The following is a 13050-nucleotide window of genomic DNA, read 5'->3' on the forward strand; positions in this document are numbered from 1 at the left end:
AGCCCGGCACCGACATCCGCCCCGGGCCCAGAAGATCGGCCCCCAATTGGACCCCTGACGCTTACCCCGGGACATGTGTGCGGCATCCTTGTGACAGATCACACTGTTTGGACCGTCCGGCAAGATGGGGAACACGGTCCCCTGGTAGTACGGGGAGCAAGATCCCCTGAGCAGGTCGACAAGGAGAGAACTCGTGGACGACGTTCTGCGGCGCGCCCCGCTCTTCGCGGCGCTCGATGACGAGCAGGCCGCGGAGCTCCGCGCCTCCATGAGTGAGGTGACCCTCGCGCGCGGTGACGCTCTCTTCCACGAGGGTGACCCGGGAGACCGCCTCTACGTGGTCACCGAGGGCAAGGTGAAGCTGCACCGCGCCTCGCCCGACGGCCGCGAGAACATGCTGGCCGTGCTCGGCCCCGGTGAGCTGATCGGCGAGCTGTCGCTGTTCGACCCGGGTCCGCGGACGGCGACGGCCACCGCGCTGACCGAGGTCAAGCTGCTGGGCCTCGGCCACGGCGACCTCCAGCCCTGGCTGAACGCGCGGCCCGAGGTGGCGGCGGCGCTGCTGCGCGCGGTCGCCCGGCGACTGCGCAAGACCAACGACCAGATGTCCGACCTGGTGTTCTCGGACGTGCCCGGGCGGGTCGCTCGCGCGCTGCTGGACCTCTCCCGCCGGTTCGGCGTGCAGTCGGAGGAAGGCATCCATGTGGTGCACGACCTCACGCAGGAGGAGCTGGCGCAGCTCGTGGGCGCGTCCCGCGAGACGGTGAACAAGGCGCTGGCGGACTTCGCGCAGCGCGGATGGCTGCGCCTGGAGGCTCGCGCGGTGATCCTGCTGGACGTGGAGCGACTGGCCAAGCGCTCTCGCTGACGCGGGGCTCGACTTTCGATCGGGTTTTCACTTCGATCGGGCTTTCACGGGCCGGGCGGCGCCGTTCGTCTTTCGTTCGATCGGGTTCGTCTTTCGATGGGGTTCGTCTCGTTCTCGGGGCGGGCCCCATCGTTCCGTGGCGCCCTGGACGGGCCTGGAAGGGGCCTCTGGGGCCCGAGAGGGACCTGAGGTCGGGTGGCCACCCCGGGCGTCCGGGAAGCCCGGAGACGGACACCCAGGCGCAAAGACGGTCAGGGTCGACCTCGGACCGACTCGAAGCGGTCAGATCAGGCCGTGTTCGGTCAGGTACTCCAGCTGTGCCCGTACCGAGAGGTCCGCGGCGGGCCACAGGGAGCGGTCGACGTCCGCGTAGACGTGGGCGACGACGTCGCCGGGAGTGCGGTAGCCGTTCTCGACGGCCGTCTCCACCTGGGCCAGCCGGTGGGCGCGGTGGGCCAGATAGAACTCGACGGCACCCTGGGCGTCCTCCAGGACGGGGCCGTGACCGGGGAGGACGGTGTGGACGCCGTCGTCGACCGTGAGGGACCTGAGGCGGCGCAGCGAGTCGAGATATTCGCCGAGACGGCCGTCGGGGTGGGCCACGACCGTCGTACCGCGGCCCAGGACGGTGTCACCGGTCAGGACGGCCCGGTCCGCCGGGATGTGGAAGCAGAGCGAGTCGGCGGTGTGGCCGGGGGTGGGGACGACCCGGAGCTCCAGGCCGCCGACCGAGACGACGTCGCCCGCGCCCAGTCCTTCGTCGCCGAGCCGCAACGCCGGGTCCAGGGCCCGTACGTTCGTGCCGGTCAGCTCGGCGAAGCGGGCGGCGCCTTCCGCGTGGTCCGGGTGCCCGTGCGTGAGCAGGGTCAGCGCGACACGACGGCCGGCCTTCTCCGCCGCGGCGACGACGTTGCGCAGATGAGCGTCGTCCAGGGGCCCGGGGTCGATCACGACAGCAAGGTCGGAGTCCGGTTCGGAGACGACCCAGGTGTTGGTGCCGTCCAGCGTCATCACGGAGGCGTTCGGCGCGAGCACGTTGACGGCGCGGGCGGTGGCCGGGCCGGACAGGACACCGCCCCTGGGCTGTCCGGGAAGGGCTGCTGCGTCGGTCATACGGAGGTGCCTTCCAGCGGGAGGGGAGAAGTAGGACGGTGCCGCGAGCGGGCCCGGACGGCGCCCCGACCCCCACACGGCGGTACGAGGCACGCGGCCACGGACTCGGACCGAACACTCGACGGCCCCCGGCGTGCTGCGACTCGCCCGGTGCGCACTGCCACCCGCCGCGGCAACGCTGCCGCCCAACCCGGGAGCGCTATCGCTTGGTCAGGCAACGCTGTCGCCCGCCCCGCCGACGCTGTCGCCCGACCTGGAAGGGCTGCCACCCGCCCGCCGACGCCGCCACCCGACGCGGAAGGACCGCCACCCGCCCCGCCAGCGCCGCCATCCCGCCCGGAAGGGCTGCCGTCCTGCCCCGAACGGCCGTCGTCGCCGTCATGTCGGGTCTCCGGCGGCCGGAACGCGCTTGGTGAACTCGTCGTGGCCCGGCCAGGAGAGGATCGCGTCGTCGTTCTCCAGGCGGGCCCGGGCGAGGACGGGTGTCAGGTCGCGGGCAGGGGCGGCGGCGAGCGCGGCGGCGGCCGAGTCGTACTGCGCGAGCCGGCGCAGGGTCGCGATGGTCGGAGGCATCATCATCAGCTCGCCCTTGTCGTAGCCGTCCGCCGCGTCCCGGGGCCGGATCCACACCGTGCGGTCGGCCTCCGTGGAGGCGTTGCGGGTGCGCTGCCCCTGCGGAAGGGCGGCCACGAAGAACCAGGTGTCGTAGCGCCGGGCCTCGAACTCCGGGGTGATCCAGCGCGCCCAGGCGCCGAGGAGATCGGAGCGCAGGACCAGTCCCCGGCGCTCCAGGAACTCGGCGAAGGACAGCTCCCGGGCGGCCACCGCGGCCCGGTCCGCCTCCCAGTCGTCGCCCGTGGTGTCGTCGATCACGGTGTCGGGGCTCGGCCCGGCGAGCAGGACGCCGGCCTCCTCGTACGTCTCCCGGACGGCCGCGCAGACGATCGCCTGGGCGTCGGTCTCGTCGACGCCGAGGCGGGACGCCCACCACGCGTGCGTGGGGCCCGCCCAGCGGATGTGGTGGTCGTCGTCGCGTGGGTCCACTCCGCCGCCCGGATACGCGTACGCGCCTCCGGCGAAGGCCATGGAGGCGCGTCTGCGCAGCATGTGCACGACCGGGGTGTCGGCCGTGTCCTTGAGCAGCATGACGGTGGCGGCCCGCCGGGGGGTCACCGGTGTCAGCGTGCCGGCCGCGAGTGCGCGGATGCGGTCCGGCCACTCGGCGGGATACCACTGCCCGTTTGCCATGGGCGGAGGCTAACTCGTCACGGGCTGATGTTCGAGTGAGCCTCCGCGAACCCGGCGGGCTCTAGGCCTCGGCCAGCTCCACCTGGAGCTCCACCTCGACCGGCGCGTCCAGCGGCAGGACCGCCACACCGACCGCGCTGCGCGCGTGGACACCCTTGTCGCCGAAGACGGCGCCCAGGAGTTCGCTCGCGCCGTTCAGTACGGCGGGCTGGCCCGTGAAGTCGGAAGCCGAGGCCACGAAGCCGACGACCTTCACCACACGCGCGACCCGGTCCAGGTCGCCCGCCACGGACTTGACGGCGGCCAGGGCGTTCAGCGCGCAGGTACGGGCGAGCTCCTTGGCCTCCTCGGGGGTGACCTCGGCGCCGACCTTGCCGGTGACGGGCAGCTTGCCCTCCACCATGGGCAGCTGCCCGGCGGTGTAGACGTACACCCCGCTGCGCACGGCCGGCTGGTACGCCGCGAGCGGCGGGACGACCTCGGGCAGCCTCAGCCCGAGTTCCGCGAGCTTCGCTTCGACGGCGCTCACGGCTTGGGCCGCTTCAGGTAGGCCACCAGCTGCTCGGGGTTGTTCGGCCCGGGCACGACCTGGACGAGCTCCCAGCCGTCCTCGCCCCAGGTGTCCAGAATCTGCTTCGTGGCATGGACGAGCAGCGGCACGGTTGCGTATTCCCACTTGGTCATGTGGCCGACTTTATCCGCTGCCCGGCCGCCGCCCGGCACGGGTTCCGCCGCCGTCCGGGCACGGGGCGCGCGGGGGCCGACAGACGGGAGGGGCGCAAGTTGTCCACAGCCTCCCGCGTATGCCGCGCGCGGACTGGTTAGGCTCGAATACGTGAGCAGGCTCCAGGTCGTCAGCGGCAAGGGCGGGACCGGAAAGACCACGGTCGCCGCCGCACTCGCGCTCGCCCTCGCGACCGAGGGGAAGCGCACCCTTCTGGTCGAGGTCGAGGGCAGACAGGGCATCGCACAGCTCTTCGAGGCGGAGGCACTGCCGTACGAGGAGCGGAAGATCGCGGTGGCTCCCGGGGGCGGGGAGGTGTACGCACTGGCCATCGACCCCGAACTGGCCCTGTTGGACTACCTCCAGATGTTCTACAAGCTCGGCGGGGCGGGCCGGGCCCTGAAGAAGCTCGGCGCCATCGACTTCGCGACCACGATCGCGCCCGGCCTCAGGGATGTCCTCCTGACGGGCAAGGCCTGCGAGGCGGTGCGGCGCAAGGAGAAGAGCGGGCGGTTCACGTACGACTACGTGGTGATGGACGCGCCGCCCACCGGCCGCATCACCCGCTTCCTGAACGTCAACGACGAGGTGGCGGGCCTCGCGAAGATCGGCCCGATACACAATCAGGCCCAGGCCGTCATGCGGGTCCTGAAGTCCTCCGAGACGGCCGTGCACCTGGTGACGCTGTTGGAGGAGATGCCCGTCCAGGAGACGGCGGACGGCATCGCCGAGCTGCGGGCCGCGAGGCTGCCGGTGGGGCGGATCATCGTCAACATGGTGCGGCCCGAGGTGCTGGACGCGGGCGAGCTGGAGTTCGCGCGCGCGGTGCCGCGTACGGCCGTCGCCAAGTCCCTGTCCACGGCGGGCCTGGGCGGCGCACGGCGCGGCGGCAACGCCGAACGGCTGGTGGAGCCGCTGCTCGCGCAGGCCGAGGAGTACGCCGAGCGGTACACCCTGGAGCACGAGCAGCGGGGTGCCCTCGGCGAACTGGACCTGCCGCTGCACGAACTGCCGCTGCTCGCCGAGGGAATGGACCTCGCGGGCCTGTACGAACTCGCCACGGAACTGCGTCAGCAAGGGATCTCATGACTCCGGACCCGGCCGCCGAGCGCGACGCGGCGCACGACCAGGACAGCGACAATGCCCCCGCCCACGCCCCGTCCCAGGCGCCGGACGGGCATCGCGTGATCAGCCCGACCCGGCCCCTGGCCGTCGATCACCTGCTGGACGACCCAGGGACCCGCATCGTGGTCTGCTGCGGCGCCGGCGGTGTGGGCAAGACGACCACGGCGGCGGCTCTCGGGCTGCGGGCCGCCGAGCGCGGCCGCAAGGTGGTCGTGCTGACCATCGACCCCGCCCGGCGGCTCGCCCAGTCCATGGGCATCGACTCGCTGGACAACACCCCGCGCCGGGTGAAGGGCATCGACGGGGACGGCGAACTGCACGCCATGATGCTCGACATGAAGCGCACGTTCGACGAGATCGTCGAGGCGCACGCGGACCCCGAGCGGGCCTCCGCGATCCTGAACAACCCCTTCTACCAGTCGCTCTCGGCGGGCTTCGCGGGCACGCAGGAGTACATGGCGATGGAGAAGCTGGGCCAGTTGCGGGCCCGGGACGAGTGGGACCTGATCGTCGTCGACACCCCGCCGTCCCGCTCGGCGCTGGACTTCCTGGACGCGCCGAAGCGGCTGGGTTCGTTCCTCGACGGCAAGCTGATCCGGGTGCTGCTGGCGCCCGCGAAGGTCGGCGGGCGGGCGGGGATGAAGTTCCTGAACGTCGGCATGTCGATGATGACAGGCGTCCTGGGCAAGCTGCTCGGCGGTCAACTGCTCAAGGACGTCCAGACGTTCGTGGCCGCGATGGACTCCATGTTCGGCGGCTTCCGTACCCGCGCGGACGCCACGTACAAGCTGCTCCAGGCACCGGGCACGGCCTTCCTGGTGGTGGCGGCGCCGGAGCGGGACGCGCTGCGTGAGGCGGCGTACTTCGTGGAGCGACTGGCGGCCGAGGACATGCCGTTGGCCGGTCTGGTGCTCAACCGCGTCCATGGCAGCGGCGCGGCTCAGCTGTCCGCCGAGCGCGCGCTCGCCGCCGCGGAAAATCTTGACGAGCCCCGCATTGTGGATCAGATGGACGGGAAAGCAGTTCGTAACTCTCCCGACACGTACGACAGTTCAGCCAGTTCAGAATCTTCCGCAACGACCGGTCCGCAGGACGGCTCCCCCGCCCCGGACCTGACGGTGGAACAACTCACGGCGGGCCTGCTCAGGCTGCACGCCGAGCGGATGCGTCTGCTCACGCGCGAGCAGCGCACGCGTGACCGCTTCACCGCGCTGCATCCCGAGGTGGCCGTGGCCGAGGTGGCCGCGCTGCCCGGTGATGTCCACGACCTGGCGGGGCTGCGGGACATCGGGGACCGACTCGCGGCCATACGGCCGGAGCTGCCCACCACCGACAACTGACCGGCCGACCCATCGACAACCGACCGGCTGGTCCACTGGCCCACCAGCAACCGACCGGCCGAACTGCTGAACTGACGTGACGGAAGGCCGAGGAGCCGTCCGCGGCCCCAAGGCCGATCCACGTCTCGGGGCACCCGAGAGCCGGCACACCTGCCCGACGCGCCGACACCTCAAGGGCGCCCTCGACCGACGTGGCCCGGAAGGGGCCTCGTCCTCAGCTCACCGCCGCGTAGTTCTCGTACATCTCGTCATCGTCGAGCGGCAGAATGCCCGCGCCACGCTCGTACTCCGTGCGCGCGGTCTCCAGCAGCCTGCGCCACGACGTGACGGTCGGTCGCCTGCGCAGCAGTGCGCGGCGCTCTCGCTCCGTCATTCCTCCCCACACGCCGAACTCGACGCGGTTGTCCAACGCGTCCGCCAGGCACTCCGTCCGCACCGGGCATCCGGTGCACACCGCCTTGGCCCTGTTCTGCGCTGCTCCTTGAACGAACAGTTCATCCGGATCGGTAGTGCGGCAGGCAGCCTGCGCACTCCAGTCGGTTACCCAGCCCATACCGGCGCCGTCCTCTCCCGAATCGAGGCTCCCCCACGGCGGCAGCGGCATATTCACCGCCGCCAGTTGAGGACGTTACGGAAGGTGGGCACAGCGCAACACCCCCTTCGGGCCCAATCTTGAATGGCCCGAACGGACTATGCGTAAGCGGCAGATCACCCGCGGGAGTGACCTGAGGACATACATGACTATCCCGTCAGAACGGGACAGTTGACATGCGTCACAACGGACACCGAATGACACACGAGGTGGATTCGGACACGGCACCGGAAAAAAATCGGAAGAACGTCAGAACGATTCGGGCTCGCTGGACGTACTTGATACAAGGGCCTACGGCTGTGACAGTTGAGAGCAGCTTAGGCCAAGGCCTGCGCGCGTGTCCGGCAAAATGAGAACGTAGACAGCCGTTCATGTTTCCTTCACGCCCCGACGCCCACCGCGTCCCGGGCCCCAGGCCGCGGGCCCGGACCCCGGATGTCACGATCCGGCACCCGTACCCCTCCGGACCCACCTGCTCCTTCGGAACGGTCATCGGTACGGATTAGGCTGCCCTCATGCCAAACAAGCGCTCGGGTGGTGGTCTGTCCCCCACACAGCAGGCCGCCAAGTTCCTAGGTGTCAGCGTGCTCGCCGGCGCCGTCATGGCGGGCATCGCCCTGCCCGCCGTCGGCGCCCTGGGGCTCGCGGCCAAGGGTTCCGTCGAGGGGTTCGACGAACTCCCCGCCAACCTCAAGCAGCCGCCGCTGAGCCAGCGCACCACGATCCTCGACAGCAAGGGCGACTCGATCGCCACGGTGTACAGCCGCGACCGTACGGTGGTCGATCTCAAGGAGATCTCGCCGTACATGCAGCAGGCGATCATCGCGATCGAGGACGCCCGGTTCTACCAGCACGGCGCGATCGACCTCAAGGGTGTCCTGCGCGCGCTCAACCGGAACGCGCAGGACGGCGGTGTCACCCAGGGCGCGTCCACGCTGACGCAGCAGCTGGTGAAGAACGTGGCGGTGGAGGAGGCCGGTGACGACCCGACGCTGGTCGCCCAGGCCACCCAGCAGACCCTCGGCCGGAAGATCAACGAGCTGAAGAAGGCGATCCAGCTCGAGGAGGAACTGAGCAAGAAGAAGATCCTCGAGAACTACCTGAACATCACGTTCTTCGGCCAGCAGGCCTACGGCGTCGAGGCCGCCTCCCAACGGTACTTCTCCAAGTCCGCCAAGGACCTGGACGTCGAGGAGGCCGCACTCCTCGCCGGCATCGTGCAGTCGCCCAGCCGGTACGACCCGGTGAACGACCCGCAGGAGGCCACCAAGCGGCGCAACACGGTGCTGCAGCGCATGGCCGATGTCGGCGACATCTCCCAGGCGGACGCGGACAAGGCCAAGGCGAAGCCGCTCGGCCTCGACATCAGCAAGCCGAAGAACGGCTGCATCACCGCCGTCAAGGGCGCGGGCTTCTTCTGCGACTACGTCCGCAAGATCTTCCTGAACGACCCGATCTTCGGCAAGACGAAGGAAGAGCGGGTCAAGATCTGGAACCAGGGCGGTCTGACGATCCGGACGACGATGGACCCGAAGGCCCAGAAGTCGGTCCAGGCCTCCGTCAAGGCCCACGTCCGGCAGAAGGACGAGGTGGCCACCGCCGCCACCATCGTGGAGCCGGGCACGGGCAAGATCCTCGCCATGGGCCAGTCCAGGCCGTACGGCCTGGACACCAAGAAGAACGAGACGTCGATCAACCTCTCGGTCGACGAGTCGATGGGTGGCGGAGCGGGCTACCAGCCCGGTTCGACGTTCAAGCCGATCGTCGCCGCGGCGGCCATAGAGGACGGCATGTCCCCGGGGAAGATCTACCCCGCGCCGTACCGGATGGCGTACCCGAGTCCGATCTCCACCTGCGGCGGCGGCACCTGGCGCAACGGCACCGGCACCAGCGCCGCGAAGCTCGAGAACGAGAGCGCGAGCGAGGTCGGCCCGTACTCGATGGAGAAGGCGACCGCACTGTCGGTCAACACCTACTTCGTGCAGATGATCGCGGACATCGGCATCTGCCCGGTGACGAAGATGGCCAAGAAGATGGGCATCGAGCGGGCCGACGGCCGCAAGATGGACCAGGCTCCGTCGATCGCGCTCGGCACGCAGGAGATGTCCCCGCTGACCATGGCGAACGGGTACGCCACCTTCGCCGCCCGCGGCATGTACTGCACGCCGGTCGCCATCGAGTCCATCACCCAGCGGGTCGGCGAGAAGTCGAAGTCGCTGGAGGTCCCGAAGTCGACGTGTTCGCGCGCCATGTCCGAGAAGACCGCCGACACGATCAGCACCCTGCTGGAGGGCGTGGTCGAGGACGGTACGGGCCGGGAGGCCGGCCTCGGCCCCAGCCGCCCCAGCGCCGGTAAGACCGGTACGACGGACTTCCGTTACGCGGCCTGGTTCGTGGGCTACACCCCGAACATGGCCGGTGCGGTCTGGGTCGGTGACCCCGCGCACAAGCGCCGCATGGTGAACATCACCATCGGCGGCGAATGGCACGGCAAGGTCTTCGGTGGCCGGGTTCCCGGTCCGATCTGGCGCGACATGATGTCCGGCGCGCTGGCGGGCGAGCCGAGCCCCGACTTCAACCGCGTCTACATCCCCGACGAGCGGCCGGACCGCGACCGTGGGGACGACGACGACAACGGGAACGGAAACGGGAACGGCGACGACAACAGAAACGGTGACGACGGCGGCGGCTTCATCGGCGGCAACGACGGCGGCACCAGCTTCCCGACCCCGGACTTCACCATCCCGGAGAACTGGTTCGAGGGCCAGACGAACGGCGGGAACGGCGGGAACAACGGGAACGGCAACGGCGGCGGCGGGGTTGGGTGACGAACGGCCGGGCGAACGGCCGGGCGGACCGGAGCACGGCCGGGGTCCGGGAGGCGGTTCGCTGACCTTCGTGGACCGGTGACGGCCGGCCGGTGGAGCCGGGCCGGTGGGGCGCCCTGGAGGGGGCGCCCCACCGCCGAGTGGGAGGGCCGGGGGCCGGGGGTCGCGTGGCGCCGGGCGGGCATCGGGCTGCCGGAGCCGGTGAGCTTGGCGGGCGCCGGAAGGGCGGGGCGGAGTCGGAAGTCGACCGGGAGCCGGGGAGCCCTGGCTGGCCGGCCGGCAGCCGACCGGGGAGCCGGAAAGCCTGGCTGACCGGGTGCCGGAGCCGACCAGGAGCCGAGGAGCGTGGCTGGCCGGAGGCCGGCAGCCGACCGGGGCCCAGGGAGCCTGCCGGAGCCGGGAGCGTCAGCCGCCTGCGAGCTGCTGCTTGACGATGGCGGCGACTCGGCCGCCCTCGGCGAGCCCGGCCACCTTCGGGTTGACGATCTTCATGACCTGGCCCATCGCGCGCGGCCCCTCGGCACCGGCGGCCCGCACCTCCTCGACGGCCTGCACGACGATCTGCCGCAGCTCCTCGTCGGAGAGCTGCTTGGGCAGGTACTCGGCGAGGAGCTCGCCCTCCGCCTTCTCCCGCTCGGCCGACTCGGTACGACCGCCCTGGGCGAAGGCTTCCGCGGCCTCGCGGCGCTTCTTCGCCTCCTTGGTGATCACCTTGAGCACCTCGTCGTCGGAGAGCTCACGCTTCTCCTTGCCCGCGACCTCTTCCTTGGTGATCGCGGTGAGCGTCAGCCGGAGCGTCGAGGAGCGGAGCTCGTCGCGCTCCTTGATGGCGGCGTTGAGGTCTTCCTGCAGCTTCGACTTGAGCGTGGTCATGGCGTCGATTGTCGCAGGTGTGGCGTGCGGAGCGCGCCTTGATTTCGCTGGTGTGTGCGGATCGGTTGCGCGGGCCGGAGTCGGTTGTCCACAGGGCGAGTTGATGACCGGTGACGATCGGCGGTGGTGAGCGCGGGTTGTCCACAGGCGGGCGCTCGGGCTCGGCGAGGTCTGACACGATGGACGCATGCGAGCGCGATACGGAGTACCTCTGGGGATCGCGGCGGTCGGTGCCGCCGGTGTGGTGTACGCGGCGGGTTTCGAGGCCCGCTCCTTCCGGCTGCGGCGGGTGACGGTGCCGGTGCTGCCACCGGGCATGCGGCCGCTGCGCATACTCCAGGTGTCCGACATCCACATGGTGAGCGGACAGCGCAAGAAGCAGCGCTGGCTGCGGTCCCTGGCCGGGCTGCGTCCCGACTTCGTGATCAACACCGGGGACAACCTCTCCGACCCCGAGGGCGTCCCCGAAGTGCTGGACGCGCTGGGCCCGCTGATGGAGTTCCCCGGCGCGTACGTCTTCGGCTCCAACGACTACTACGGCCCCAAGCTGCGCAACCCCGCGCGCTACCTCCTGGAGAAGGTCCAGGGCCGGCACGGTCTGAACGGCAACAAGCCGGTGGTGGGCGCCATCCACAACCCGTGGGAGGACCTGCGGGACGGCTTCGACGGGGCCGGCTGGCTCAACCTCACCAACAACCGCGGCACGCTGAAGATCGAGGGCATGGCGGTCGAGCTGACCGGACTGGACGACCCGCACATCAAGCGGGACCGGTACGCGCGGGTGGCCGGCGGTCCGTCGGACTTCGCCGACCTCTCCCTGGGCGTCGTCCACGCCCCCTACCTCCGCAGCCTCGACGCCTTCACCGCCGACGGATACCCCCTCATCCTCGCCGGCCACACCCACGGCGGACAGCTCTGCGTCCCCTTCTACGGCGCCCTCGTCACCAACTGCGATCTCGACACGGAACGCGTCAAGGGGCTCTCCACGCACACGGCCGACGGCCGCACCGCCTACATGCATGTCTCCGCCGGCTGCGGCACGAACCGCTACACCCCGGTGCGGTTCGCGTGCCCGCCGGAGGCTTCCCTGCTGACGCTGGTGGGACGGGAGGAGGCGTAGGACTGGCGGGTCAGGGCCTGGGCCTGGATCGAGGCAGGGCCCGCTCGACGGGGCCTGGCTGGGCTGGGCCGTGGCGAGGACCTTCGACAATGCCTGGCGGCTGGGGCCGACAGCGCTCGAGTTGGGACCGCCTCGCGGCGAGGCATGTCGGCCGCGCCCGGCGTGGACGGGCCCCCGCCCCTGTACACCCACCCGTACGGATCACCCTAAATAGCCCCTTCCGTCCGGTCGGCTTAGCGTGAGCGCATGACCGCACCGATACCCAGGGACATCCCCGATCTGCCCGCGATCTCGGGCATCCCCGCCCCGGTGACATCCGTCGTGCCCGCGACGGCGGTGGTGGCACCGGCACGACGCCCACTGGCGGGGACGTACCGCGCCCTGGTCGCACTGGCGGCGGCAGCGGCCGTGGTGACCGAGATGGTGCTGGGCAGCCCGCTGCGCGCGTTCAGCCATTTCGCGGTCCAGAGCGCGGTCCTGGTGGCGCTGGTCTTCGCCGTCTCGGCCCGCCGCGCGTGGTCGGCCCGCCGCCCCCTGCCGTCCGCGGTGACGGGCGGCACGGTTCTCTACGCCGTGATCACGGCGTCGGTGTATCACCTGCTCCTGACGAACGGCCCGGCGACCTTCTCGATGACCACGTCGCCGACGGGCACCCTGGTCACGCCCACAGGCTGGCTCGCCGTGACGGACGTCGCCTTCCACACGGTGATCCCCCTCGCGGTGGTGGCGGACTGGCTGTTGCTGACGCGCCCGTCCCCACCCCGGCTGATCAACGCGGCGGCCTGGCTGCTCTACCCGCTGGCCTATCTGGCGTCCACGCTCGGCCGTGCGGCCCTGGTGACCACCGACTGGCCGGCCCCGTACCTCTACCCGTTCCTGGACGTCGACCGCCACGGCTACAAGGGCGTCCTCGGCAACGCCCTCCTCCTGGGTCTCGCCTTCTGCGCCGCCGCCCTCCTGATCGTCGTGGTCGACCACCTCCGCCCCGACCCGGTGCACCCCCGCCGAGGGCGCCCCGACCGCCCTGACCGGCACCCCGAAAACCGGATTTCGTCTCCGGCCACCGGTGGGCTAAAGTAAACGACGTCGCCGCGACAAGCAGCGACAATCGGGGTGTAGCGCAGCTTGGCAGCGCGCTTCGTTCGGGACGAAGAGGTCGTGGGTTCAAATCCCGCCACCCCGACAGCTGGATAGCAGTTCAGAGGGCCCTTACCGAATC

General features: G+C 70.6%; 12 protein-coding genes and 1 tRNA gene. 7 read left to right on the plus strand and 6 right to left on the minus strand.

Annotated elements, in window-relative coordinates; genetic code table 11:
* The first annotated feature begins 193 nt into the window (after window positions 1–193).
* Window positions 194–868: a Crp/Fnr family transcriptional regulator gene (locus tag E4N62_RS19180; RefSeq protein ID WP_005476003.1), complete on the plus strand. Its 675-nt coding sequence runs from the start codon at window positions 194–196 to the stop codon at window positions 866–868.
* A 282-nt stretch (window positions 869–1150) separates the two neighbouring features.
* On the opposite strand, the gene E4N62_RS19185 is transcribed toward E4N62_RS19180, so the two are convergent.
* The 4 genes from E4N62_RS19185 to E4N62_RS19200 all read right to left on the minus strand — a co-directional run bounded on the left by E4N62_RS19185 (window position 1151) and on the right by E4N62_RS19200 (window position 3913).
* A complete protein-coding gene (locus E4N62_RS19185) occupies window positions 1151–1981 on the minus strand; it encodes an MBL fold metallo-hydrolase (protein ID WP_230215952.1) in 831 nt (276 codons plus the stop codon).
* A 378-nt stretch (window positions 1982–2359) separates the two neighbouring features.
* Complete coding sequence (locus tag E4N62_RS19190) at window positions 2360–3229, minus strand: NUDIX hydrolase (protein WP_230215954.1); 870 nt, start codon at window positions 3227–3229, stop codon at window positions 2360–2362.
* A 61-nt stretch (window positions 3230–3290) separates the two neighbouring features.
* Entirely contained in the window at window positions 3291–3758 is a 468-nt protein-coding gene (locus E4N62_RS19195; protein ID WP_184905352.1) for a RidA family protein, read from the minus strand.
* Complete coding sequence (locus E4N62_RS19200; protein ID WP_086785308.1) at window positions 3755–3913, minus strand: DUF4177 domain-containing protein; 159 nt, start codon at window positions 3911–3913, stop codon at window positions 3755–3757. The genes E4N62_RS19195 and E4N62_RS19200 overlap by 4 nt, the downstream gene beginning before the upstream one ends.
* Window positions 3914–4064: 151 nt before the next feature.
* Between E4N62_RS19200 and E4N62_RS19205 the strand changes: the two genes are divergently transcribed.
* The gene (locus E4N62_RS19205; RefSeq protein WP_230215956.1) at window positions 4065–5042 is read left to right on the plus strand and encodes an ArsA-related P-loop ATPase; all 978 of its coding nucleotides are present in this window, start codon (window positions 4065–4067) and stop codon (window positions 5040–5042) included.
* Window positions 5039–6418, plus strand: coding sequence for an ArsA family ATPase (locus E4N62_RS19210; protein WP_230215958.1), 1380 nt, complete (start codon window positions 5039–5041; stop codon window positions 6416–6418). The genes E4N62_RS19205 and E4N62_RS19210 overlap by 4 nt, the downstream gene beginning before the upstream one ends.
* 214 nt (window positions 6419–6632) lie before the next feature.
* On the opposite strand, the gene wblA is transcribed toward E4N62_RS19210, so the two are convergent.
* On the minus strand, window positions 6633–6971 hold the full coding sequence (gene wblA / locus E4N62_RS19215) for a transcriptional regulator WblA (protein WP_033524587.1): 339 nt from the start codon (window positions 6969–6971) through the stop codon (window positions 6633–6635).
* Between the two features lie 554 nt (window positions 6972–7525).
* Between wblA and E4N62_RS19220 the strand changes: the two genes are divergently transcribed.
* Window positions 7526–9838, plus strand: a complete 2313-nt coding sequence (locus tag E4N62_RS19220; RefSeq protein WP_230215960.1) for a transglycosylase domain-containing protein — start codon at window positions 7526–7528, stop codon at window positions 9836–9838.
* A 405-nt stretch (window positions 9839–10243) separates the two neighbouring features.
* Here the strand turns inward: E4N62_RS19220 and E4N62_RS19225 are convergent, their stop codons facing one another.
* A complete protein-coding gene (locus tag E4N62_RS19225; RefSeq protein WP_033524585.1) occupies window positions 10244–10711 on the minus strand; it encodes a GatB/YqeY domain-containing protein in 468 nt (155 codons plus the stop codon).
* 187 nt (window positions 10712–10898) lie between these two features.
* Between E4N62_RS19225 and E4N62_RS19230 the strand changes: the two genes are divergently transcribed.
* The 3 genes from E4N62_RS19230 to E4N62_RS19240 all read left to right on the plus strand — a co-directional run bounded on the left by E4N62_RS19230 (window position 10899) and on the right by E4N62_RS19240 (window position 13014).
* On the plus strand, window positions 10899–11831 hold the full coding sequence (locus E4N62_RS19230) for a metallophosphoesterase (RefSeq protein WP_230215962.1): 933 nt from the start codon (window positions 10899–10901) through the stop codon (window positions 11829–11831).
* A gap of 246 nt (window positions 11832–12077) precedes the next feature.
* Complete coding sequence (locus tag E4N62_RS19235) at window positions 12078–12911, plus strand: Pr6Pr family membrane protein (protein ID WP_230215964.1); 834 nt, start codon at window positions 12078–12080, stop codon at window positions 12909–12911.
* A 29-nt stretch (window positions 12912–12940) separates the two neighbouring features.
* Window positions 12941–13014, plus strand: a tRNA-Pro gene (locus tag E4N62_RS19240).
* Window positions 13015–13050: the final 36 nt, after the last annotated feature.

Origin of the sequence: Streptomyces sp. MNU76, assembly GCF_020982545.1 — a bacterium.
Classification (GTDB): domain Bacteria; phylum Actinomycetota; class Actinomycetes; order Streptomycetales; family Streptomycetaceae; genus Streptomyces.

Excerpts from the sequence above, each read along its gene's own strand:
- E4N62_RS19190 (WP_230215954.1), bottom strand. The coding sequence starts at position 3,229 with ATGGCAAACGGGCAGTGGTATCCCGCCGAGTGGCCGGACCGCATCCGC.
- E4N62_RS19220 (WP_230215960.1), top strand. The coding sequence starts at position 7,526 with ATGCCAAACAAGCGCTCGGGTGGTGGTCTGTCCCCCACACAGCAGGCC.
- E4N62_RS19235 (WP_230215964.1), top strand. The coding sequence starts at position 12,078 with ATGACCGCACCGATACCCAGGGACATCCCCGATCTGCCCGCGATCTCG.
- E4N62_RS19200 (WP_086785308.1), bottom strand. The coding sequence starts at position 3,913 with ATGACCAAGTGGGAATACGCAACCGTGCCGCTGCTCGTCCATGCCACG.
- E4N62_RS19210 (WP_230215958.1), top strand. The coding sequence starts at position 5,039 with ATGACTCCGGACCCGGCCGCCGAGCGCGACGCGGCGCACGACCAGGAC.
- E4N62_RS19185 (WP_230215952.1), bottom strand. The coding sequence starts at position 1,981 with ATGACCGACGCAGCAGCCCTTCCCGGACAGCCCAGGGGCGGTGTCCTG.
- E4N62_RS19230 (WP_230215962.1), top strand. The coding sequence starts at position 10,899 with ATGCGAGCGCGATACGGAGTACCTCTGGGGATCGCGGCGGTCGGTGCC.
- wblA (WP_033524587.1), bottom strand. The coding sequence starts at position 6,971 with ATGGGCTGGGTAACCGACTGGAGTGCGCAGGCTGCCTGCCGCACTACC.
- E4N62_RS19225 (WP_033524585.1), bottom strand. The coding sequence starts at position 10,711 with ATGACCACGCTCAAGTCGAAGCTGCAGGAAGACCTCAACGCCGCCATC.